Below are 20,363 nucleotides of genomic sequence, written 5' to 3'. Positions count from 1 at the left end.
AGAATGCACGAGCACACCGTCCGGGTGAAGATCGCCTCGGGCATGATCGAGGGCTTCACCCGTGACAGGGTCCATCGGTGGCGGTCGATTCCCTACGCCAGTCCGCCCGTCGGCCGGTGGCGCTACCGCGCCCCACAACCGGTGCAGCCGTGGCCGGGGGTGCGCTACTGCCACGGGTTCGGCTACTGCTCGCCGCAACAACGGATGTACACCCTGCTCGCGCCCGGTCGCTATCAGCCGATGAGCGAGGACTGCCTGACCCTCAACGTCGTCAGCCCGGCAGAACCCACCCGGCAACCGCTGCCCGTCATGGTGTTCATCCACGGCGGCGGGTACATGCTCGGTAGCTCGGCAACACCGATCTACGACGGTGCGTCGCTGGCCCGCAAGGGATGCGTGTACATCTCGGTGAACTACCGGCTCGGGGCCCTGGGATGCCTGGAACTGTCCTCGCTGTCCACCCCTGAGACCACCATCGACGACAACCTGTTCCTGCGTGACCTGGTGATGGCGCTGCGCTGGGTCCGGGAGAACGTCGCGGTCTTCGGCGGCGACCCGGACAACGTGACGATTTTCGGCGAGAGTGCCGGCGCCCACGCGGTTACCACGCTGCTGGCCACTCCGGACGCGAAGGGGCTTTTCGCGCAAGCCATCTCGGAGAGCCCGCCCACCGGCATGGTGCGCAGTGCCGACGTCGCCGCCGACTACGCCAAGCGGTTCGCCGCTCAGCTGCAGGTCAGCGAGCAAGACGCGGCTCAGGCCCTGCTGACGGCACGGCCCGCCGATCTGGTGAGGGTTCTGGAACGGCTCATCGTCGAGGGTCAGAAGCACATGATGGGCGCGTTCGCGATCGGGCCCACATGGGGAACCGACTACCTGCCGCAGGATCCGGTGGACGCGATGCGGGCGGGCAACGCACACCGCGTGCCGCTGATCGTCGGTACGAACGCCGATGAGGGCAGGCTGTTCACCCGATTCCTCAAGCTGCTTCCGACATCACATGCAGCGATCGAACAGTTGCTGTCTCATGCCCATCCCGTTGACCGGGAACGCATCACCGCCGCTTACCCGGGTTATCCCGATGCCGCGGCGTGCGTCCGGCTGGGAGCGGATTTCATCTTCGGCTCGGCGGTCTGGCAGATCGCCCAGGCACACAGCGCACATGCGCCGACCTACGTCTACCGCTTCGACTTCGCCACCCGCGCGCTGCAGTTGGCGGGTATGGGCGCCACCCACGCCACTGAACTGTTCGCCGTGTTCGACCTGTACCGGTCCCGGTTCGGGATGTTGCTCAGTGCCGGCGTGGATCTGCGCGCCGGGCGCAAGGTCAGCGACGACGTTCAGGCGCGCTGGCTGTCGTTCGCGGACCACGGCGTGCCGGGAACGGACTGGCCGCGATACACCAGCGACGAGCGTGCGGTGCTGGTGCTGGATCGACGGCGGCGCGTCGAGTTCGATCCGCACGCGCAGCGACGGCTGGCGTGGGAGGGGTTTTCCCTGGCCGCCAGGTGAGGCCTGCCGAACTTGGGTGATCCCCGTGCCCGGTGCCGGCGAATGTGGTTGCGTTGGTCCGTGTCGCAGCCCAATGATTCACCTCCGGCCGGTTTCCCGCTCGACCCTCTCGGCGCCGAAGAGTTCCGTTCCGTCGTGGCGATCCTGCAGCTCGAGCATGACGTTCGGGCCACCCCCGGGTCCGGTAACGACCTCGGGTGGCGGTACGCCTCGATCGAACTGGTCGAACCCTCGAAAGCAGAGTTGGCGGCGTACTCAGACGGTGGCCCTCGACCGCCCCGGCGGGTGAAGGTCATCTGCTTCAACCGAACCGACAACGCCACCTACAAGAGCGTGGTGTCGCTGTCCGACGACCGGGTCGAGGCGTTCGAGCACATTCCCGGGGTGCAGGCGAACTTCACCGTCGACGAGTTCGTCGAGTGCGATCAGCTGCTTCGCTCACATCCGGACGTCGTCGCCGCGTTGGCCGGCCGCGGGGTCACCGACATGGATCTGGTGTTCTTCGACACCTGGACCTACGGGGAGGCAGTTGCTCCGCCGGAGTTCCGGGACCGCAGGATCGGCTGGTCGGACAGCTGGGTCAAGGCCGCGCCGGGCGCAAACCCGTACGCCCGTCTGGTGAGCGGGCTGCACTGCGTCATCGACGTCAACCGCATGGAGTTGCTGCGGGTGGAGGACGACGGCCCGTTCGCGGCGGGCGTGATCAAGGCGCCGGAGGTGATGGGGGAGTACGTGCCCAGCCACATCCCCGAGCGCATCCGCGCCGCCAGCCGCCGCGAGCCGCTCAAGCCGCTGCACATCACCCAGCCGGACGGCCCGTCGTTCACCCTCGACGGCAACCTGGTGCGCTGGCAGAACTGGTCGTTGCGCGTCGGGTTCAACCACCGGGAGGGCATGACACTGCACACCGTGCGCTACCGCGACGGAGACCGGGACCGCTCGGTAGCACACCGGATGTCGTTCGCGGAGATGGTCGTTCCCTACCGTGACCCGTCTCCGGACCACTACCGGCGTACCGCCTTCGACATCGGCGAATGGGGTCTGGGTTTCATGACCACCTCGCTGGACCTGGGTTGTGACTGCCTGGGGGAGATCCGCTATCTGGACGCGGTGCTGCACAACAGCAAGGGTGAGCCCTACACGATCCGCAACGCCGTCTGCATTCATGAGGAAGACAACGCCGTGCTCTGGAAGCACGTCGACCATGACATCGGTGCCGAGGTACGGCGGATGCGCCGGCTCACGCTGTCGTTCCACGTCACCGTCGCCAACTACGAGTACCTCGTCTACTGGCGGCTCTACCAGGACGGCAACATCGAATGTGAGGTGCGTGCCACCGGCATCATGGTGACCACACCGTTGCCGCCCGGGGCACCCAATCCCAACGGAACACTGGTCGACGAACGCACGTATGCGCCGTTTCACCAACACTTCCTGATCGCCCGGCTGGACATGGACATCGATGGCAGTGACAACACGGTGTTCATGTCGGAGTCCTATGCCGAAGCGGTCGGTCCCGACAACCCGCACGGACTCTCGATGGTGGTGAGCAACACCGCACTGCGCACCGAGGGCGAGGCCAAGCAGGACGTCAACTTCGCCACCCAGCGCGCGTGGAAGGTGGTCAACACCAACGTCGTCACCGGGCTGGGTGTGCACCCGTCGTACAAACTCGTCCCGACCGGGGCCATCCCGTCGATGTTCGAGCCGGGATCGCCGGTGCTGGAGCGCGCCCGCGTCATCGGCCACACCCTGTGGGTCACGCCGAACAGTCCCGATGAACGCTGGCCCGCAGGGGAATTCGTCAATCAGTCAGTCCGGGACAGCGGGCTTGCCCGGTGGACCGCGGCCGACCGTTCCATCGACAACACCGACGTGGTGTTGTGGTACGTGTTCGGCATCCACCACATCACCAGGCCGGAGGACTGGCCGGTGATGCCGGTGGACGTGGTGTCCTTCTGGCTCAAGCCTTTTGGGTTCTTCGATCGAAACCCTGCGCTCGATGTGGCCGGCACGCACCACTGATCACACCGTCAGCCCAGGTGGGCGCTGTCGTCGTCGAGATCATCACGGTTCAACCCCATCGGCGTGCCGGCAGGCACATCGGCGCCGGCCACCACCTTCCTGGTGATCGGCGTGAGCGCCCGGAACAGTGCCTCCACGTCGCTGTCCTCGAGCGCATCGAGCACCGGTAGGGCCAGCGCGTCGGTGGTGTCCTCGATGTGCTGTTTGAGCCGACGGCCGGCCTGGGTGAGCCCGTCGGGGTCGAGTAGCCCTCGGCGCCGCAGCGCGTCGCGATGGTGTGCCCATTGGGCATCGTCGTAGTCGCGGCTGCGTTTGATCATCGCTTCGGGTACCCGGCCGTCCGCCGCATGCAGCACGTTGCACTCGCGCCCGGACACCCCTTCGGCGGTCAGCACCGCGACGTGGCCGTCGCCGCGGTGTTCCCGTAGCAGGGTGGCCGCATGCCACAGCTGGGCGAGCGGCTGTTGCGGCCAGTCCAGCGCACGGTTGGCGGCGTACATGGGGCGTCCGCCCACGTCGCCGCTGCACGCCGCCTTCGCCGCAAGTTCAGCGGCCGGGGCCGCGTCCTCGTCGGTGACGCCGTAGCGTCGCAGCGCCGCGACGGCCGACTGTTCGCGGGCTCGCAGCGCGTCGGCGGGGGGCGCCGCCTCCCATGCATCGGGAAGTGCCTTGGCGACCCGCTCGGGGGTGAAGTTGTAGAACGCGGCGGTGACGACCGCCGCCGGCGCCGGCCCCAACGGGGCCGAGCGGGCCGCGAAGTACCCCATCCAGAACCCGCGGTAGCCCAGACCGTCGAGGGCCGACCTGGCTTCGGGGGCAAAGTAAGTCACGGCGTGCACCGGTTCGATGCGGTCGAACAGCCGGCGCGCGAGAAGGGGTGTTCTGTTCACGTCCGCAGTCAATCATGAGGCCGGGACATGCTCTGCTCGGGACCCTGCAAACGTCCCGACGCCGGCTGGCGTCCGCTGCGGGGTCCGCGGCAGCTACTGGGCGGGTGGCTGGAGAACAGACGGGGCGTCATTGGACACCGCCTCGGCGGCTTCGTCGATGATCGCGCGCATCGCCCGCTCCGCCGCCGCCTCGTCCCCCAACCTGATGGCGCGGGCAACCTCGTCGTGCAGTTCGATCGCCGTCGGGTTGGGTTTGTCCGGCATCATCCCGTGGTGTGTGCGACCGCCGAGCAACTCCGAGACCACCCCGTTGAGGGCCCTGAACATCTCGTTGCCGCTGGCTTCCAGCAGGGTGCGGTGAAAGATCTTGTCGGCCAGCAGATACGCCTCGAGATCCCCCGACCGGCCGTTCACCACCATGTCCGAGACCGCCGCCGCCATGATCCGGCACTGGTGGGGATCGGCCCGCCGAGCCGCCAGCACTGCGGCGGCCGGCTCGAAACCCTTGCGCAATTCGGACAGTGACAACAGCACGGCGGCGCGATCCCCGGAGTCCAGCCGCCAACGAATCAGCCTGGGGTCGAACACGTTCCATCGATGGGCGGGTTGGATGGTGATACCCACTCGGCGGCGGGATTCGACCATCCCCATCGATTCCAGCACGCGGATCGCCTCGCGTGCGACGCTGCGTGACATTCCGTGTTCAGCGCTGACGCCGTCGAGAGTGATCACCTGGCCCGCCGGATACTCGCCGGACACGATGGACGTGCCCAGCGCCGTCAGCAGGCTGTTGTGCAGCGCGCCGCCGTGAGGTTCCGGTTGCACTCATACATCTTGTCATACCGTTTGCCGGGCTCGATAAAGCAGATGTTTTCGTAATCCAGATGCAATGATATGACTTACCAGGTTTGGTGTCGACGCCGGTTCTTCAGCCTTTGACGACTTGCGTGCCCCCTGCGAATTCGTCGTGTTTGCCCTGCTTGGTCGGACTTCCGTTGATGGTGATCGCGATGATCACGATCGCCACGACACCGAGCAGACCGCCGACGAACGGCACGATCGGAAGCAATGTCCACGAGTTCCGGATCGCGGACTGCTGGACGGTCGGCTTAGCCGCCCCGCCGGGCCCGTGCACTCGTAGACCCAGCAGCTTCTTGCCGGGCGTCCACCCCTGGGTCACTTCGAAGGCCAGGTAGTACAGGAATGTCAGCGCCCCGGTGAACAGGCCGGTGATCCAGATGTTGGAAGCCATTCCGATGGCATAGACGATGATGCCGCCGACGATCCCGACGATCACCCCGTCGATCACCCGGGCGGCGAAGCGCAGACCGAGGCCGCCGGGTTGCTGTGCACCGCCGGGTGGCGGGTAACCCTGCGGGAACTGGCCTGGCTGGGGTGGGTAGTCGCTCGTCATGGGAGTCCGCTCTCTGTTGCGAAGTCAGGATGCGTCCTCACCGTATCGATCCGCCCGCTGCCGGGGAGGGGATATGCGCCAAAGCCGGACCGGCCTCAGCGGCGACGGTTCTTCTTCTTGGCCTTTTTGGCCTCGGTTTCGGCGGTCTCGGCAAGCTCTGCGGCGCGCTGGCGGGCCACCTCGGCACGGTGGCGCGCCAGTTCGGCCCACTCGCCGCTGCGGCCCCGGGCCACCTCGGCCAACTCCGGCGCGCGGGCGCGGGCGACTTCTGCTAGCTCGCCACCGCGGGTCTTCGCAGCCACCGCCAGGTCACCACCGCGGTCGCGGGCCACCTCGGCCCACTCGCTGGCCAGCTCCCCACCACGTTCGCGGGCGACCTCGGCGAGCTCGCCGCCGCGCTCGCGAGCGACGTGCGCCAGCTTGCTGCCGCGTTCGGCGCCGACGTGCAGACCGTGACCGACCTTCTCGGCGAACTCGCTGTCGGCCAGCGAGCCTCCGGAGCTGTGGCCGGCGGGTAGCGCCGAGGACACGGCCTCGGACATCTTGCGGGCCGCGCGCCGTCCGCGCCATCCCAGTGAGGGCCTGCCCTCGGTGTCCAGGGCCGCGATGATGAGTCCGCCGATCAGGCTGACGTCGGTGACGAACGCGCGGCGCTCCTCGGCTTTGCGCCCGGGGTCGGACTCGTTCCAGAATGCGTGTCCACCAAGCGAACCCGGAACCACGCTCAGTGCCAGGGCGGCCGACGCCACCCGGGGCAGCTTGCCTGTCGCGAGTAGAAGTCCTCCACCGATCTGCACCGCCGCGCTGACCCGGGCCACCGTCTCGGCATCCGAGGGTACATTTGTGCCGACCGGATCCGGAAGTTTGCTGAGTTCCTCGAGGGTCTGGCGGGTCGCATCCGCTGCGGGCTTGGGGCTTCGAAGGGCCTCGACGCCACGCGAGATGAACACTGCCGAGAGCATGGGGCGAGCAACACGTCGGATCAACATGGGGCCTGTGTTCCCGCGGTGGTGCCGCGGCAAACCCGGCACTTCGGCCCGGCTGCCGTCGGCTCGTTGCGCTGCGGTTCGGGGCGCTAAATTCGCGGGATGACTGAGCTGACCGTGACCGTCGCGGACGGCGTGGCGCTGTTGACCCTGAACCGGCCGGAGCGGCGCAACGCCTACACCATGGCGATGGGTGAGCAGCTCAGCCGGGCCTATCGGCAGTGCGACGTCGCCGATGAGGTCCGCGCGATCGTATTGACCGGCGCGGGAAATGCGTTCTGTGCCGGCGCCGACTTCACGGCGGGGACGAACCCGTTCGACGCCGAATCCGGGGCCCGCGGGTTCACCGCGTCGCCTATCGACCCCGCCGCCTTCGAACTGCGCAAGCCCGTGCTTGCCGCGGTCAACGGTCACGCCATCGGCATCGGGCTGACGATCGCGCTTCAGGCCGACCTCCGGATCATGGCAACCGACGCCAAATATGCTGTCGCGCAGGTCCGGCGCGGTGTGCTGCCGGATTGCATGTCGCACTGGACGCTGCCCCATCTGGCTGGCGCTGCGGTCGCCGCGGACCTCCTGCTGACCGGACGGACGTTCGACGGCGAGGAAGCCGCGGCGATGGGCCTCGCCACCCGCACACTGATCGCGGCCGAAGTGCTCGACCACACCATGACGATCGCCCGCGACATCGCCGTCAACGTGTCACCGATGTCGGCGGCCCTGACCAAGAGGCTGCTCTGGGACACGATGACCCAGGGCTACGGCCCTCGCGAGGTGGCTGCGCTGGAGACCGAGTTGCACCGGCGCGTGTTGGGCACCGCCGATGCGCGCGAAGGAGTGTCCGCATTCTTGGAGCGGCGCCCACCCCGCTGGACGTCGTCGGTGTCGCAGGACTGGCAGCCCGTGCCGGATCCCCGACGGGATCGGCCCGCGACGGCCCCGGGGGTAGGGGCCGGCGAAAACGGGTAGAGCACACCCAGGCCGGGTAGAGCACACCCAGGCAGTGAGCAGTCCACCGGAACGACCTGTGAGGAGTACGACATGCTTTGGACGATCCTCGGAGCCATCGTCGTCGGGCTGATCGTGGGAGGTCTGGCCCGGCTGATCATGCCCGGGAAGCAGAACATCGGGGTCATCATGACCGTGGCGCTCGGTGCCCTCGGGTCGTTTCTGGGATCCTGGGTCACCTATCAGCTCGGGTACCCCAACGAGAACGGCGGGTTCCAGATCATCCCGTTCCTGGTCGGCATCATCATCGCGATCGTGCTGATCGCGATCTACCTCGGTGTCACCGGACGACGCAGCACCGCCGCCCACTAGCTCTGTCACGCCCGGGTCCGCGCGCCGGGCGAAAACGCGTGGACCCGAGTGGTCGGCGTCCCGTTCAATGCAGGGGTGAGCACCGAGCAGGCCCGTACCGGCGCGTTCATGGCGCTGGGCGCCATGGTGTGTCTGCAGCTGGGTCTGGCGGTTGCGGTGTCGCTGATCGACGACATCGGCGTGGACGGCGTGGCATGGCTGCGACTGGTTTGGGCAGGAATCCTGCTTCTGGTCATCGTTCGGCCGCGTCGGGCGGTGTTCACCCGCAGAAGCTTCCTGATGTGTGTGTTGCTCGGCGTCGTCACCGCCGCGATCACGCTGTTGTTCATGGCGGCACTGGAGCGCATCCCGCTGGGCACCGCCAGCGCACTGGAATTCCTGGGACCGCTGGGAGTGGCCGTCGCGCGGGGTCGTGGTCGGGCCCGCACGCTGTGGCCGGGTCTGGCCGCGGCGGGCGTTGTGCTGCTCACCCAGCCGTGGAGCGGAACGGTCGACCCCGTCGGTGTCATGTACGCGCTCGCCGCCGCCGTCTGCTGGGCGGGGTACATCCTGCTCACCCAGCGGGTCGGGGACGAGGTCGCCGGGATCAACGGCCTCGCGGTGTCGATGCCCGTCGCCGGATTGGTGGCGACCCTTGCCGTGGGTCCCGCGGTATTCGACCGGATGACGCCGCAGATCCTGCTGATCGGATTCGGCCTCGCCATTCTGTTGCCGGTGGTGCCGTTCACCTTGGAGATGCTGGCGCTTCGCCGGCTCACCACCGCAGCGTTCGGAACCCTGATGAGCCTGGAACCGGCGTTGGCAATGATCGTCGGACTGCTTGTGCTCAACCAGATCCCGAGCGCCTTGGCTGTGGTCGGCATTCTCTTCGTGGTAGCAGCAGGCTCGGGTGCGGCACGCGCCGGCGCCCGGGCAACGGTGCCACTCGAGGTGGCCTGAGCGCAATCCGCTAGTAGGTCCCGACCTCCTGCTCGGGTGGCAGCGTGCCGGTCGTCTCGAAGACGACGCGTCGGCCGATCTCCACGGCATGGTCGGCGAAGCGTTCGTAGAAGCGTCCTAGCAGCGCGAGGTCGACGGCGGCACCGGCGCCGTGCTTCCACCCTCGGTCCAACAGCGCTGCGAACAGCCGGCGGTGCATTCCGTCCATGACGTCGTCCTGCTCGCGCAGTCCGGCCGCTTTCTCCGGGTCGCCCGAGCCCACCACCGTCTTCGCGTTGCCGGCCAACTCGACCGCGATCCGGCCCATCTCGGCGAACTCGCCCTCGAACCCTGCAGGCAGCACGTGCTCTGGATGTCGCTCGCGGACGATCTTGGCGACGTGTACGGCCAGGGCGCCCATCCGCTCGACGTCACCGATGCAGCGAATGCAGCTGACGATGCTGCGAAGGTCGCCGGCGACCGGCTGTTGGAGGGCCAGCAACGAAATGGCCCGCTCCTCGGCGGCGGCGCTCAGTGCCGTCACCCTGCCGTAGTCGCTGATGACCTGCTCCGCCAGCTCGAGGTCAGCGTCGAGCAGTGCCCGGGTCGCGTGACCGATGAGGGTCGCGGACAAATCGCACAACTGCGTCAGTGAGGTGCCCAGTTCGGCCAGCTCTTGGTGGTATCTAGTTCGCATTCGCCTTGCCTCCTTGGGTGTTTCGCGGCAGAACAGCGTCGCTACGGCCGCGCGACGACGCGGCTGAGGTGGTCGACGAACCACTCACGCGCCAGCTTCGCCACCTGTTCGAGCGTGCCCGGTTCTTCGAACAGGTGCGTGGCGCGCGGAACCACGCTGAGTTTGCACTTGCCGGGTATTGCCGCCTGCGCCTGTCGGTTCAGCTCGAAGACCACATCGTCCTGCCCGCCCACGATCAGCAAGGTGGGAACCGAGACCTTCATCAGCGAGCGACCGGCGAGATCGGGCCTGCCACCGCGGGACACGACCGCGCCGACCTTCGTGCGGGGATCGGCAGCCGCGACCAGCGCCGCCCCCGCGCCGGTGCTCGCACCGAAGTAGCCGACCGGAAGGGACGCTGTGGCGGGCCGGCCCGCCAGCCAGAATGTGACGTCAACCAGGCGTCGGGCCAGTAATTCGATGTCAAAGACGTTGGCCCGGTGACGTTCCTCGTCGGGTGTGAGCAGATCGAGCAACAGAGTGGCAAGGCCAGCCTCATTCAATATCTCAGCGACATAACGATTTCGAGGGCTGTGCCGGCCACTCCCGCTGCCGTGTGCGAAGACGACGACACCCGAAGGGCTTTCGGGGACGGTCAGATGTCCTGCCAACATCACCGGCCCTGCGGCCACCTCGACTTCTTCGTCGCACAGCGGTGGGTCCTCGGCCCCGGTGCCCGCGGCTTTCGGAGTGCCACCCCGCGCTCGGTCGAGCAGTGTGACCACCTCGTCGTCGGAGGTCTGCGTGAAATGGCGGTATCCCTGCCCGACAGCGGAGAAGTACGTGGGCGTTCGCAGGCAGATCACCTCGTCGGCGTATCCGGCGAACTGCTCGGCGAGATCGTCAGGTCCGATCGGCACCGCCAACACGACCCTTTTCGCGCCGTGAGCGCGGGCGACCTGGCATGCCGCTTTGGCGGTCGCACCGGTGGCGATGCCGTCGTCGACGATGACGGCGATCCGCCCCGTCAACGGAATCCGGCTGCGCCCGGCGCGGAAGCGTCCCACACGGCGCCGTAGTTCGGCCCGCTGCTTGCGTTCGACGGCACCCATCGCGTCGCCGTCGAGGTGCGCCTCGTGGACCACGCGGTCGTTGAGCACCCGCACCCCGTCCTCACCGATGGCGCCGAAGGCGAGTTCGGGCTGGAAGGGGACGCCGAGCTTGCGCACGACGAGCACGTCGAGTGGGGCCTGCAGCGACTGGGCGACCTGAAAGCCCACCGGCACGCCGCCCCGCGGCAGGCCGAGGACCACGATGTCCTGGCCGCGTAGGGGATCGAGATGCTGTGCCAGTTGGCGTCCAGCGTCCATCCGATCGTCAAACGGTCTCATCAACCGAGTGTTCCCCGAAGTGGCCACGCACCGGAATGGAACTTAGTCCTTCAGCCGGTTGACCAGGGTCCCCGAACCGCGTCCCGACGGGGAGTCTACCTCTCACGCCAGCACAGCGATCACCCAGAGCAGCAGGAGTCCGATTGCGAAGCTGAGCGTCTGCACGATCTTGTGCTTGGCGACCGGCGACGTGCTGATCTCCGGCAGCAGATCGGTGAGTGCGATGTATATGAAGTTCCCGGCGGCGAACGGCACCAGCACCGCGACGTCGACATGGCCGGCGAACCCGTATGCGAGCAGCCCTCCCGCAGGAAATGTCAGTGCTGACAGGACGTTGTAGAGCAACGCCTGCCGGGCGTTCCAGCCGCTGTGCACGAGGATTCCGAAGTCACCGAGCTCCTGCGGAATCTCGTGGGCCGCCGCCACCAACCACGTGACGATGCCGAGGCGAAAGTCGACGACGAATGCGCTCCCCACCGCCATGCCGCCGATGAGGTTGTGCAGTCCGTCGGCGGCGAGTATGAGGTAGCCCAGGGGCCGGTGCTCGCGGATCGGACGATGGCAGTGGTGCCAGTGCAAGAACTGTTCGAGTACATGAAATGAGAACAACCCGGCGGCGACCCACGCAAAGACCGACAGGTGGTCGCCGATCGCCGAAATCGATTCGGGCAGCATGTGAAAGAGCGCGCCGCCCAGCAGCGCACCAGCCGCCAGACCCACCAAAGGCATCACGATGCGCGAAAACAACCGGTCCGGTATGAGCAGGGCGGTGCTGCCCACGAGGGCCAGCGCGCTCATGGCCAAGCCCGCCAACAGGATCCAGCCCAGGGTGGACACGGTCCGACCCTATCGGCACCGTTCCAGAGCGGCAGAGGATTGTGGTCGCCGGGGCCGGATCTGCCGTCTACAGGGCACTTGTGCCGACTGTCTGGGGGCCAAGGTCTGCTGACTCAATGCCTGCCGCCCGTGTTCTCGAATTGGTGCGCACACTCCACCTTCGCGGTCTCCCTGCCCGCCCACCTGGTGTCGAATGTGCAGACGCCCCGCGACCTCCTGTGGGTCGTGAACACGGGTACGCCGGCTTCGGCGTCGCAGACGGTCGAGGAGGTGACCTTCGACTCCTGACGCGGCACCGTCTGGTCAGTACCCGTTCGAGAGGTTCGGCCCGGAATGCGGAGGAAGCCATGAGGCATCAGAACGACACCACACCGACTGAACGCCGGGCGGCAGCCCTGGAGGCGCTGGACGCGCTCGGCGACGACCGAGACGAACGCGCTCTGTTGCGGGTCCGTTGTGGCCGAAGCCACCATGTCGCAGCTGTTTTCAGTACATCCGCCGGCGCGGTGTTCGAATCACGTGTCGGCCCGCACGCGCACGGAGACCGCGATTTTGTCGACGCTGCGCACCACGCGAGCAGACACGGCTCGCGCTACGTCGACGTCTTGGATGCGGGCCGCTACGCCGACGATCTGGTGCCGGCTGCCTGCGAATGCGGCATGCATGAACTGTCCCGGGCCGAGATGCAACACGAGATCGCGGTCAACCATCACACGATGCAGCTGAAATAAGCTCCGTCGTTCACTTCGGCACCGATCAGCTGGCGAATCTCTTGCGCCGGTACAACGTGCCCACGGCCAACAGGATCAGGCTCACCACCAGGATCGCGGTGGCCAGCACGTTGATCTGCGGCGGTACGGCCGCTTTGACCGCCGCGTTGACATAGAGCGGGTAGGTGACCGTCGATCCGCTGACGAAATAGGTGATGATGAAGTCGTCCAGCGACAACGCGAACGACAGCATCGCCGCAGCGACGATACCGGGAACGATCAGCGGCAGCGTGACCTTGAAGAATGTCCGGGCAGGGCCTGCGCCCAGATCCAGCGAAGCGTCCTCGAGGGTCCAGTCGAAACCGCGGACCCGGGCACGCACCGTCATCGCGATGAAGCTGACCTCGAAGGCGATGTGCGCGATCAGGATCGTGGTGTAGCCGGCCGGCCAGCTCAGGTCCAGGAACAAGGTCAGCAGCGCCGCGCCCATCACCACTTCGGGGGCCGTGAGCGGCAGGATCAAGAACGTGTCGACCGCTCGCTGTCCGCGCCACCGTTGGCGCACCAGCGCCACTGCCACCAGAGTGCCCAGCACCAGGGCCACGGCGGTGGACACCGCGGCGACGTTGAGACTGAGTTTCAGCGCGTCGGTCAGCGGTGGATACCTGAACGGATCTGCCCAGTTCTCGAGTGTGAAGCCCTCCCAGGTGTAGTTGAACCTGCCGACCGGCTTGTTGAACGAGAACAGGATGATCACGAAGATCGGCAGGAACAGGTAGGCCAGCACCAGCGCAGCGACGATGCGCAGCAACACGTCGCCCCACTTACGGCGTGCCTTCACGCTTTTCGGGTGGGCGTCGTGCTGCGTGGCGGTGGCGACCGCGGCACCTGCCTGTGTGGTCATACCAGGTCCTCCGTGCCGAGCGCCCGCGCATATAGCAGCACGCCGACGAGGATCGTGAGCATCAACCCGAGGCTCAGCGCGGCAGCGGCGGGGTAGTCCTTGACGACGAGGAACTGCTTCTGGATGACATTGCCGATCATCGTCGTCTGGGTACTGCCGAGATAGTCGGCGTTGATGAAATCACCCACTGAGGGAATGAACACCAACATGCTCCCGGCGAGCACGCCCGGCATCGCCAGCGGCAGGATCACCTTGCGGAAGCTACGTGGCGCCGAGGAATAGAGATCCTTGGATGCCTCCAGCAGTCGCGGGTCGATCTTTTCCAGGCTGACGTACAACGGCAGGATCATGAAGATGATCCAGTTGTAGGTCAGCCCGCCGATGACCGCCCAACTCGTGGACAGCAGCCGCCCCTCCTCCGGGAGCAGGCCGATGGTTCCCAATGTGCTGACGAGCCAACCGTTGTCGGCCAGGATCGTCTTCCACGCGATCGTGCGGATCAGGAACGTCACGAAGAACGGCAGGATCACCAGGCCGAGGATCAGGTTCTTGAAACGGCCCGCCTTGAACGCGATGACATACGCCAGCGGGAACGCCAACAGCAGGCACAGCACGGTGGCCGCGAACGCGTACCCGAAGGACCGGAAGATCTGGTCCTTGTACAGAACAAACGCATCGGTGTAGTTGCCGACGTCCCAGGCGAAGGTCAATGTCGGCATGAACACCGACCCGCCGGTCTCCGACAACGATGTCCGCGCCAGCGAGAAGAACGGCACCACGAAGAAGATGCCGAGGTACGCCAGCGCCGGCAGGATCATCAGATACGGGGCGATCTTGCTCCGCTGCCGGCTGCTGGTGGCTACCCCTGCCATTCTGCTCCTCGCGTCCGCGCTGCCGTTTGTGCTCCTCGCGTCCGCAAGGCCGTTTGTGCTCCTCGCGTCCGCAAGGCCGTTTGTGCTCCTCGCGTCCGCAAGGCCACGTGCTCAGCCGCCGGTGACGGCGGCGTACGCGGTGTTGTACTCCTGCGTCTGCTCGTCGGTCAGCGCCGCCCAGCCCTTCGACCTGTCCAGAATCTCCTGGGGCGGGTTGATCAGCGGATTGCGGGCGGCCTCCGGATCCACTTTCTCCAGTTCCTCGGTCATGCCGGAGAGCACCGGAACGAACTGCGTGTAAGCGACCAACTTGGCGTAGTTGGCTCGGTCGTAGACATAGTCGATCCACGCCTCGGCGGCCTTCTGGTTCTGCGTGGTGTAGGGGATCACCATGGTGTCGACGAAGGTGGTCGCGCCCGTCTCGGGCACGACGAACTGGAGATCGGGGTTGTCGGCCTGCAGCTGCACCACATCGCCCGAATAGGCCTGTGCGACAGCGATGTTTCCGGACGCCAGGTCGTCGGCGTAGTCGTTGCCGGTGAACCTGCGGATCTGGCCCCTGTCATTCTGCTCGCGGACCAGATCGATCGCCTGCTGCACGCTCTCGGTGGTCGGGTCCTCCGGTGTGTTCCCCTGCGACAGCATGATCATCCCGAGACCGTCCTGCGCGTCGGAGAACAGGCTGACCCGTCCCCGGAACGCCGGATCCCACATGTCGTCGATGGTGGTGATGTCCCGGCCGGTTGCCGCGCGGTTGTAGGCGATTCCGACGAGGCCGGACATGTACGGTGCGCTGAACTTGCGGCCCGGGTCGACACTGCCCTCGAGCAGGTCCGGGCGGATGTTCTTCTTGTTGGGCACGCCCTCGTCGCTGATGTCGTTGAGCCAGCCGAGTTGGTGCAGCCGCACCGCCAGGAACGTCGTCGGGATCGCCAGGTCCGCGCCGATGTCCTGCTTGCGCGACAACGGCTCCCGGACCTTGGCGAACCACTGTTCGTTGTCGTTGAAGTCTTCCTTGTAGTCGACGGTGATCCCGGATGCCGTCTGGAAGTCGGCGATGAATCCGTCGGCCATGTACAGCGGCCAGTTCGAGATGCGCAGGGTGCCGCTGGCGGGACCGCCGTCGTCGGTGGGGGCGCTGGAGGTGCCGCTGTCTGATCCGCAGGCGGTCAGAAACGACGAGCCCATCGTCAACGCGGCGGCGGCAGCGGCGCCACCGCCGATGAAGCGCCGCCGAGAGGTCCGGTTCGCCGTCAGCCGGGCGAACAGCGCAGGGTCGATGGGGAGGGGAAGATCACGGGACATGGCAACTGTGCCTTTCGTCGGCTCCGATGGGGGACGGGGTCGCGCCGGACGGGCCGGCGGGGGAAGCGTCAGGAGTCGTCGAGCATCTCCTCGAGATCCTCGGTGGTGGGAATGTCGGCGCCGGGCAACACCAGTGAGGCGTCTGGTGCCCAGCACACGTAGACCTCATCGCCCGGGCGCAGCAGCGGAAGGTCCTGTTCCGGGCCGACGTGGGCGATGATCTCCGAATCGTCCGGCGCCGCCAGCAACAGCCGCACCACCGGGCCCTGGAAGGTCAGATCGCGGACCGTGGCCCGCACCCCGGCGACGTCGCCGGTCGGGGCGTCGATCGACACCCGCACCCGCTCCGGGCGCACCATCAGCGCGGCATGGCCGCCGGGCTCGATGGTGGTGTCGCCCGGGCGGGCTTTCAGCGTCGAGCCGAGGACCTCGACCTCCACGAACTCGCGGTTGGCGCGCCCCGTCTGGCGCCCTGACCACAGGTTGGCCTGGCCGATGAAGCTCGCGACGAACACCGTCGAGGGCCGGTCGTAGATCTCTGTCGGGGTGCCGATCTGGTCGACGTTGCCTGCATTCATGACCGCGATGCGGTCGCTCATTGTCAGCGCCTCCTCCTGGTCGTGGGTCACGTAGACGAACGTGATCCCGACCTCGCGCTGGATGCGCTTGAGCTCGAACTGCATGGCGTGACGAAGCTTGAGGTCCAATGCGCCGAGAGGTTCGTCGAGCAGCAGCGCGCTGGGATAGTTCACCAGGGCGCGGGCCAGCGCGACTCGCTGCTGCTGGCCGCCGGACAGCTGGGCGGGCTTGCGCTGCGCGAAATCGCTCAGGCGCACGATCTCGAGTAGTTCGTCGACGCGCTTGCGCACGGTGCCTTTGCCTTCGCGCTTGTCCAGCTGTGCGCTGCGAGGGCCATAGGCGACGTTGTCCCACACGGTCATGTGCGGGAAAAGCGCATAGTGCTGGAACACCGTGTTGACGTTGCGCTTGTTCGGGGGTGTTCGCGAGACGTCTGCGCCTTCGAGCCGGATGGCTCCCTCGCTGGGCGTCTCGAAGCCCGCGATCATCCGCAGCGTGGTGGTCTTGCCGCACCCCGACGGTCCGAGCATGGAGAAGAACTCCCCGGACGCGATCGAGAAGTCCGCGTCGGCGACTGCGACGTAGTCGTCGAAGCGTTTGGTGACGTGGTCGATCTCGATGACGGGACCGCCCTTGGCGCGGGTGGCCTCCGATCCCGCCGTGTGGTCTACAGCGGTGGTGTGTGTGCCGGTCAGCGCAGGTCCTCCTCAGGTACAGCCTCAGGGGCTGTCGATAAACCTTCGCGGATTGAACAGCCCTTCGCAAGCGATTCCGCAACGAATTTACAAAAACACAATGGAATCCCTCGCTGCTGGCGGGCAATCACCCGAGAATCCGCGATGTCCGGGCACAGAACTGTTGCCGGTGCGGGCGCCCGCCGGCAACAGTGATCGTGAAGTCACAGTGTCGCAGCAGACGGGCTCACCACGCGTCAGAATCCGGCGGCCGGTCCGGCGGGCCGTTTACCTGGGGCATCCGATGGGGTAGTGGTTAGGGCATGGCTTCAGTCGACGTGGCAGTCTCGTCCGAACTCGGTCCGGAGCGCGCCTGGGAGCTCGCCTCGGACCTTCGGCGCTTCGACGAATGGCTGACGATTTTCGGGGGCTGGAAGAGTGAGGTTCCGTCGGTCATCGACGTCGACACCCAGGTGTCGTCGTTGATCAAGGTCAAGGGGTTCCGCAACGTCATCCACTGGCGCGTCACCAGGTACGACGAGCCCAAGGAGATCGAACTGCTCGGCAACGGTCGCGGTGGTGTCTGCATCACACTGTCGATGCAGGTCGAACCCGGGGGCCGAGACGATCCCGGCGGTGCCGACGGCTCGACGTTCCGCGTCGTCGCCGAGTTGTCCGGCGGTCTGCTGAACACGCCGGTCGGCGGGGTGGTCGCCCGGGTCATCAAGGGGGATGTGCGGCGGTCGGTGTGCAACCTGGCCGAACTGCGCTGACGTCAGCCCCACTCGTGGTTCATGGCCCGTGACTCGTAACGGGCTTCCGGGGTTGCGACGGCAGGGGTCCGCTGTCGTGACAACGCGATCAGCACCATCGCCAGCCCGGCGGTGATGGCACCGCCGACGAAGATGGCGACGAAGCTGCTCTCCATCGGGGTCCCAGCGAGTGTTGTCCGGCTGAGCAGGACGGCGACCAGTGCGGCGGCCGTGGAGCTGCCGACCGTGCGGGCGATCGCGTTCATGCTCGTGGCGACCCCGGTCTCACCGGCCGGGGCCTCGCCGACGACCAGCGCGGGCAGCGCCCCGTAGCCGAGACTGATGTAGGCGTTGGCCAGGATGTTCGCGGTGATCACCTGCCACGGCGACGAGTGCGCGAATGCGATGAACAGAAAGCCGGTGATTCCCGCCATGGCGGCGACCACCAGGACCGGTCGTGCGCCGAACCGGTCGATGAAGCGCCCGCTCAACAACGCCACGGCGAAGCCGGTGACCGCGCCGGGCAGTAGGTAGATCACGCTGGCCTCGAGCACCGTCGCGCTGAAGCCGTAACCGGCGACATCCCGCGGTATCTGGACGAACTGGGTGAGGCCGAGAAACGCGAAGTACAGCCCCATGCCCACGAAGATGGTTGCGAGGTTGGTGAACAGCATCGTGCGCCGCGACAGCATACGGGTCGAGACCAGCGGGCGTGCGGTGCGCTTCTCCCACACCCACCAGCCGATCAGGACGAGGACTCCGCCGCCTGCGCTGGCGACCGTCCACGGCGAGCCCCACCCCCACGAGGTGCCCTGGGTGATCGCCAGCAGCAGCGCGGACAATCCCGCAGCCAGTCCCAGCGCACCCAGCCAGTCGATCGAGCCGGTGGTGCTCCGCGGTCGGTCCGGGACGACGAGCACCACGATCACCACAACGAGCACCGTGAACGCCGTGGTGAGCCAAAAGACGCGGTGGTACCCGGGGTCGCCGCTCATCAGCAGACCCACCACCACCAGGCCGGTGCCGCCGCCGAAACCCAGCGTGCCGGACAGCACCGCCATCGCCGATCCCATCCGGTCCTGCCTGATCTCTTCGCGCAGGATCGCGATGCTGATCGGGTACAGCGCGAACGATGCCGCCTGCAGCACCCGGGCGAGGATCAGCAGCGCCAGCGACGTGGTGGTCGCGGCCAGCAGGGAACCGGCCAACACGACAGCCAGCACGACGAGCAGCACACGCTTCTTGCGGTGCAGGTCGGCGAGGCGTCCGATCAGCGGGGTCGCGGCAGCGGCCGCCAGCAGGTTGGCCGTCACCACCCAGCTGACCGCCACCGTCGACGCCCCCAGCTGATCGGCGATCACCCCGAGCACGGGGACCACCGCGGTCTGCAGCACCGCCACTGTGAGCACCACCACGCTCAGCCCGACGACCAGGAAGCGCGGCGCCCTGGTCGGTGGGTCGACCAGCTTGCCGGACATCCCGGCGCCGGTCTCGTGCACGTCTGCTCCGATCATTAGGTCATCTTGATTTCCCTGTTGATTATCACGGCCGGCCGAGCAGTGCCGACAACGGGTCGAGGGCCACAGCGGGAACGCACTGGCCAGGTTGGGGACCTCGGCGGTGGAGAACGCCAGGAAGATGCGTGCCAGCCCCGACCCCGCGGGTTCGCGATACCGGGATCGGGGTAATGATCGTCATGCCACCGCCCGCCGTAGGAAGGACCCGCCATGCGCCCGTTGACCCTCGCCAAGACCGCCGGGGCGGCGTTCGCCGCCGCCGGTCTCGGAGCCCTCGCCACCACACCTGCGGTCCAATCGCCGTGGTACGACCGGCTCAAGAAGCCGGGCTTCCAGCCGCCCCGGATGGCCTTCCCCATTGCGTGGAACGTTCTGTACAGCGACATCGCGGTCGTGTCCGCCTCGACCATCGACACGTTGAACGACCGCGGAGATTCCGACCAGGCGCGGGCGTACACCCGGGCATTGGCCGCCAACCTGGTGCTCAATGCCGGCTGGAGCTGGGTCTTCTTCAACCGCAAGCGGTTGGGCGCGGCTGCGCTCGGCGCGGGAGTGCTGACCGCCAGCAGTGTCGACCTGGCGCGCCGGGCGGCCGCGGTGAACGCCCCCGCCGGTGCGGCGCTGGCCGCATACCCGGCGTGGTGCGCATTCGCGACGGTGCTGTCCACGCGGATATGGCAGCTGAACCGCTGAACACCGGCGAGGTGGCCACACCCCGGTGCGGCGAATGGGCCGGCCCGGGGACATCGCGACGGCCTGCGCTCTTCTGATCTCGGAGGAGGCCGGTTTCATGCCTCCCGCTTTGCGCAGAGCCACCGGGGTGACGACCAACTCAACGATCCGACGATCGTCGGGTTGGTAGCCCGTGCTCTCGAGATCAGTTGCGGGTCAACAGAGTTCCGACCGGTTCGACTGACGGTTGATCTGTTCCGCGCTTCGCGAAACATGCTGGAGATCGCGCTGATGCGCGACAGAAGCTATACGCATCCGCTCACGCTGATGCGCCGTCCGAAGTCCGCGCAGACGGTGACATCCGGCGGAGGGGGCGGTGGCGGCGGTGGCGGCGGCGGTGGTGGCGGTG

Annotated in this window: 21 protein-coding genes and 1 pseudogene; 9 read left to right on the top strand and 13 right to left on the bottom strand. The window is 67.0% G+C overall.

Features of this window, described 5'->3' with window-relative positions:
* Positions 1 to 3 precede the first annotated feature (3 nt).
* Both BEMPMBAN_RS27940 and BEMPMBAN_RS27935 read left to right on the top strand, forming a co-directional pair.
* Positions 4 to 1,512 carry a carboxylesterase/lipase family protein gene (locus tag BEMPMBAN_RS27940; RefSeq protein WP_200846144.1) on the top strand — a complete coding sequence of 503 codons (1,509 nt, stop codon included), beginning with the start codon at positions 4 to 6 and terminating at the stop codon, positions 1,510 to 1,512.
* Positions 1,513 to 1,554: 42 nt separating this feature from the next.
* On the top strand, positions 1,555 to 3,537 hold the full coding sequence (locus tag BEMPMBAN_RS27935) for a primary-amine oxidase (protein ID WP_159234737.1): 1,983 nt from the start codon (positions 1,555 to 1,557) through the stop codon (positions 3,535 to 3,537).
* Between the two features lie 8 nt (positions 3,538 to 3,545).
* Here the strand turns inward: BEMPMBAN_RS27935 and BEMPMBAN_RS27930 are convergent, their stop codons facing one another.
* The 4 genes from BEMPMBAN_RS27930 to BEMPMBAN_RS27915 all read right to left on the bottom strand — a co-directional run bounded on the left by BEMPMBAN_RS27930 (position 3,546) and on the right by BEMPMBAN_RS27915 (position 6,830).
* On the bottom strand, positions 3,546 to 4,427 hold the full coding sequence (locus tag BEMPMBAN_RS27930) for an SCO6745 family protein (RefSeq protein ID WP_159234736.1): 882 nt from the start codon (positions 4,425 to 4,427) through the stop codon (positions 3,546 to 3,548).
* Between the two features lie 93 nt (positions 4,428 to 4,520).
* Complete coding sequence (locus tag BEMPMBAN_RS27925) at positions 4,521 to 5,252, bottom strand: FadR/GntR family transcriptional regulator (RefSeq protein ID WP_159234735.1); 732 nt, start codon at positions 5,250 to 5,252, stop codon at positions 4,521 to 4,523.
* Between the two features lie 103 nt (positions 5,253 to 5,355).
* Entirely contained in the window at positions 5,356 to 5,841 is a 486-nt protein-coding gene (locus BEMPMBAN_RS27920; protein ID WP_159234734.1) for an RDD family protein, read from the bottom strand.
* Positions 5,842 to 5,936: 95 nt separating this feature from the next.
* Positions 5,937 to 6,830: a DoxX family protein gene (locus tag BEMPMBAN_RS27915; protein ID WP_159234733.1), complete on the bottom strand. Its 894-nt coding sequence runs from the start codon at positions 6,828 to 6,830 to the stop codon at positions 5,937 to 5,939.
* Between the two features lie 99 nt (positions 6,831 to 6,929).
* Between BEMPMBAN_RS27915 and BEMPMBAN_RS27910 the strand changes: the two genes are divergently transcribed.
* The 3 genes from BEMPMBAN_RS27910 (at position 6,930) to BEMPMBAN_RS27900 (ending at position 9,086) form a co-directional block, all read left to right on the top strand.
* Complete coding sequence (locus BEMPMBAN_RS27910; protein WP_159234732.1) at positions 6,930 to 7,796, top strand: enoyl-CoA hydratase/isomerase family protein; 867 nt, start codon at positions 6,930 to 6,932, stop codon at positions 7,794 to 7,796.
* Between the two features lie 72 nt (positions 7,797 to 7,868).
* A complete protein-coding gene (locus BEMPMBAN_RS27905) occupies positions 7,869 to 8,147 on the top strand; it encodes a GlsB/YeaQ/YmgE family stress response membrane protein (RefSeq protein ID WP_159234731.1) in 279 nt (92 codons plus the stop codon).
* Positions 8,148 to 8,222: 75 nt separating this feature from the next.
* Positions 8,223 to 9,086 carry an EamA family transporter gene (locus BEMPMBAN_RS27900; protein WP_159234730.1) on the top strand — a complete coding sequence of 288 codons (864 nt, stop codon included), beginning with the start codon at positions 8,223 to 8,225 and terminating at the stop codon, positions 9,084 to 9,086.
* Positions 9,087 to 9,096: 10 nt separating this feature from the next.
* Here the strand turns inward: BEMPMBAN_RS27900 and phoU are convergent, their stop codons facing one another.
* From phoU to BEMPMBAN_RS27885, 3 genes are all read right to left on the bottom strand, one after another.
* On the bottom strand, positions 9,097 to 9,762 hold the full coding sequence (gene phoU, locus BEMPMBAN_RS27895) for a phosphate signaling complex protein PhoU (RefSeq protein WP_159234729.1): 666 nt from the start codon (positions 9,760 to 9,762) through the stop codon (positions 9,097 to 9,099).
* A gap of 41 nt (positions 9,763 to 9,803) precedes the next feature.
* A complete protein-coding gene (locus BEMPMBAN_RS27890; RefSeq protein WP_159234728.1) occupies positions 9,804 to 11,132 on the bottom strand; it encodes a phosphoribosyltransferase in 1,329 nt (442 codons plus the stop codon).
* A gap of 102 nt (positions 11,133 to 11,234) precedes the next feature.
* Positions 11,235 to 11,969 carry a ZIP family metal transporter gene (locus BEMPMBAN_RS27885; protein ID WP_234897735.1) on the bottom strand — a complete coding sequence of 245 codons (735 nt, stop codon included), beginning with the start codon at positions 11,967 to 11,969 and terminating at the stop codon, positions 11,235 to 11,237.
* 129 nt (positions 11,970 to 12,098) lie between these two features.
* Here BEMPMBAN_RS27885 and BEMPMBAN_RS27880 point away from each other — a divergent pair, with 129 nt between their 5' ends.
* Together BEMPMBAN_RS27880 and BEMPMBAN_RS27875 are read left to right on the top strand one after the other, a co-directional pair.
* A complete protein-coding gene (locus BEMPMBAN_RS27880; protein WP_159234727.1) occupies positions 12,099 to 12,257 on the top strand; it encodes a hypothetical protein in 159 nt (52 codons plus the stop codon).
* A gap of 59 nt (positions 12,258 to 12,316) precedes the next feature.
* Positions 12,317 to 12,700 (top strand): hypothetical protein, encoded by a 384-nt coding sequence (locus tag BEMPMBAN_RS27875; RefSeq protein ID WP_159234726.1) that lies wholly within the window; start codon positions 12,317 to 12,319, stop codon positions 12,698 to 12,700.
* Positions 12,701 to 12,725: 25 nt separating this feature from the next.
* Here the strand turns inward: BEMPMBAN_RS27875 and BEMPMBAN_RS27870 are convergent, their stop codons facing one another.
* From BEMPMBAN_RS27870 to BEMPMBAN_RS27855, 4 genes are all read right to left on the bottom strand, one after another.
* The gene (locus BEMPMBAN_RS27870; RefSeq protein ID WP_159234725.1) at positions 12,726 to 13,583 is read right to left on the bottom strand and encodes an ABC transporter permease; all 858 of its coding nucleotides are present in this window, start codon (positions 13,581 to 13,583) and stop codon (positions 12,726 to 12,728) included.
* Positions 13,580 to 14,455 carry an ABC transporter permease gene (locus BEMPMBAN_RS27865; protein ID WP_159234724.1) on the bottom strand — a complete coding sequence of 292 codons (876 nt, stop codon included), beginning with the start codon at positions 14,453 to 14,455 and terminating at the stop codon, positions 13,580 to 13,582. The genes BEMPMBAN_RS27870 and BEMPMBAN_RS27865 overlap by 4 nt, the downstream gene beginning before the upstream one ends.
* Before the next feature lie 111 nt (positions 14,456 to 14,566).
* Positions 14,567 to 15,760, bottom strand: a complete 1,194-nt coding sequence (locus tag BEMPMBAN_RS27860) for a polyamine ABC transporter substrate-binding protein (RefSeq protein WP_159234723.1) — start codon at positions 15,758 to 15,760, stop codon at positions 14,567 to 14,569.
* 68 nt (positions 15,761 to 15,828) lie between these two features.
* Positions 15,829 to 16,869 (bottom strand): ABC transporter ATP-binding protein, encoded by a 1,041-nt coding sequence (locus BEMPMBAN_RS27855; RefSeq protein ID WP_337761927.1) that lies wholly within the window; start codon positions 16,867 to 16,869, stop codon positions 15,829 to 15,831.
* 467 nt (positions 16,870 to 17,336) lie between these two features.
* Here BEMPMBAN_RS27855 and BEMPMBAN_RS27850 point away from each other — a divergent pair, with 467 nt between their 5' ends.
* Entirely contained in the window at positions 17,337 to 17,786 is a 450-nt protein-coding gene (locus BEMPMBAN_RS27850; protein WP_159234722.1) for a type II toxin-antitoxin system Rv0910 family toxin, read from the top strand.
* 2 nt (positions 17,787 to 17,788) lie between these two features.
* Here the strand turns inward: BEMPMBAN_RS27850 and BEMPMBAN_RS27845 are convergent, their stop codons facing one another.
* The gene (locus BEMPMBAN_RS27845; protein ID WP_159234749.1) at positions 17,789 to 19,243 is read right to left on the bottom strand and encodes an MFS transporter; all 1,455 of its coding nucleotides are present in this window, start codon (positions 19,241 to 19,243) and stop codon (positions 17,789 to 17,791) included.
* Between the two features lie 249 nt (positions 19,244 to 19,492).
* Between BEMPMBAN_RS27845 and BEMPMBAN_RS27840 the strand changes: the two genes are divergently transcribed.
* Positions 19,493 to 19,975 carry a TspO/MBR family protein gene (locus tag BEMPMBAN_RS27840; RefSeq protein WP_159234721.1) on the top strand — a complete coding sequence of 161 codons (483 nt, stop codon included), beginning with the start codon at positions 19,493 to 19,495 and terminating at the stop codon, positions 19,973 to 19,975.
* A gap of 284 nt (positions 19,976 to 20,259) precedes the next feature.
* Here BEMPMBAN_RS27840 and BEMPMBAN_RS32825 read toward each other — a convergent pair.
* A pseudogene (locus BEMPMBAN_RS32825) lies at positions 20,260 to 20,363 on the bottom strand (RNA-binding protein); the annotation flags it as partial.

It is taken from the genome of Mycolicibacterium austroafricanum (assembly GCF_902705885.1).
Classification (GTDB): domain Bacteria; phylum Actinomycetota; class Actinomycetes; order Mycobacteriales; family Mycobacteriaceae; genus Mycobacterium; species Mycobacterium vanbaalenii_A.
This window is presented reverse-complemented; position numbering and strand designations above follow the sequence as displayed.

What these genes read in the sequence shown, in the direction of transcription:
- BEMPMBAN_RS27905 (WP_159234731.1), top strand. Translation starts at nt 7,869, where the DNA reads ATGCTTTGGACGATCCTCGGAGCCATCGTCGTCGGGCTGATCGTGGGA.
- BEMPMBAN_RS27915 (WP_159234733.1), bottom strand. Translation starts at nt 6,830, where the DNA reads ATGTTGATCCGACGTGTTGCTCGCCCCATGCTCTCGGCAGTGTTCATC.
- BEMPMBAN_RS27940 (WP_200846144.1), top strand. Translation starts at nt 4, where the DNA reads ATGCACGAGCACACCGTCCGGGTGAAGATCGCCTCGGGCATGATCGAG.
- BEMPMBAN_RS27845 (WP_159234749.1), bottom strand. Translation starts at nt 19,243, where the DNA reads ATGTCCGGCAAGCTGGTCGACCCACCGACCAGGGCGCCGCGCTTCCTG.
- BEMPMBAN_RS27875 (WP_159234726.1), top strand. Translation starts at nt 12,317, where the DNA reads ATGAGGCATCAGAACGACACCACACCGACTGAACGCCGGGCGGCAGCC.
- BEMPMBAN_RS27910 (WP_159234732.1), top strand. Translation starts at nt 6,930, where the DNA reads ATGACTGAGCTGACCGTGACCGTCGCGGACGGCGTGGCGCTGTTGACC.
- BEMPMBAN_RS27870 (WP_159234725.1), bottom strand. Translation starts at nt 13,583, where the DNA reads ATGACCACACAGGCAGGTGCCGCGGTCGCCACCGCCACGCAGCACGAC.
- BEMPMBAN_RS27920 (WP_159234734.1), bottom strand. Translation starts at nt 5,841, where the DNA reads ATGACGAGCGACTACCCACCCCAGCCAGGCCAGTTCCCGCAGGGTTAC.
- BEMPMBAN_RS27890 (WP_159234728.1), bottom strand. Translation starts at nt 11,132, where the DNA reads ATGAGACCGTTTGACGATCGGATGGACGCTGGACGCCAACTGGCACAG.
- BEMPMBAN_RS27850 (WP_159234722.1), top strand. Translation starts at nt 17,337, where the DNA reads ATGGCTTCAGTCGACGTGGCAGTCTCGTCCGAACTCGGTCCGGAGCGC.
- BEMPMBAN_RS27860 (WP_159234723.1), bottom strand. Translation starts at nt 15,760, where the DNA reads ATGTCCCGTGATCTTCCCCTCCCCATCGACCCTGCGCTGTTCGCCCGG.
- BEMPMBAN_RS27855 (WP_337761927.1), bottom strand. Translation starts at nt 16,869, where the DNA reads ATGCTCGGACCGTCGGGGTGCGGCAAGACCACCACGCTGCGGATGATC.
- BEMPMBAN_RS27840 (WP_159234721.1), top strand. Translation starts at nt 19,493, where the DNA reads ATGCGCCCGTTGACCCTCGCCAAGACCGCCGGGGCGGCGTTCGCCGCC.
- BEMPMBAN_RS27865 (WP_159234724.1), bottom strand. Translation starts at nt 14,455, where the DNA reads ATGGCAGGGGTAGCCACCAGCAGCCGGCAGCGGAGCAAGATCGCCCCG.
- phoU (WP_159234729.1), bottom strand. Translation starts at nt 9,762, where the DNA reads ATGCGAACTAGATACCACCAAGAGCTGGCCGAACTGGGCACCTCACTG.
- BEMPMBAN_RS27935 (WP_159234737.1), top strand. Translation starts at nt 1,555, where the DNA reads ATGTGGTTGCGTTGGTCCGTGTCGCAGCCCAATGATTCACCTCCGGCC.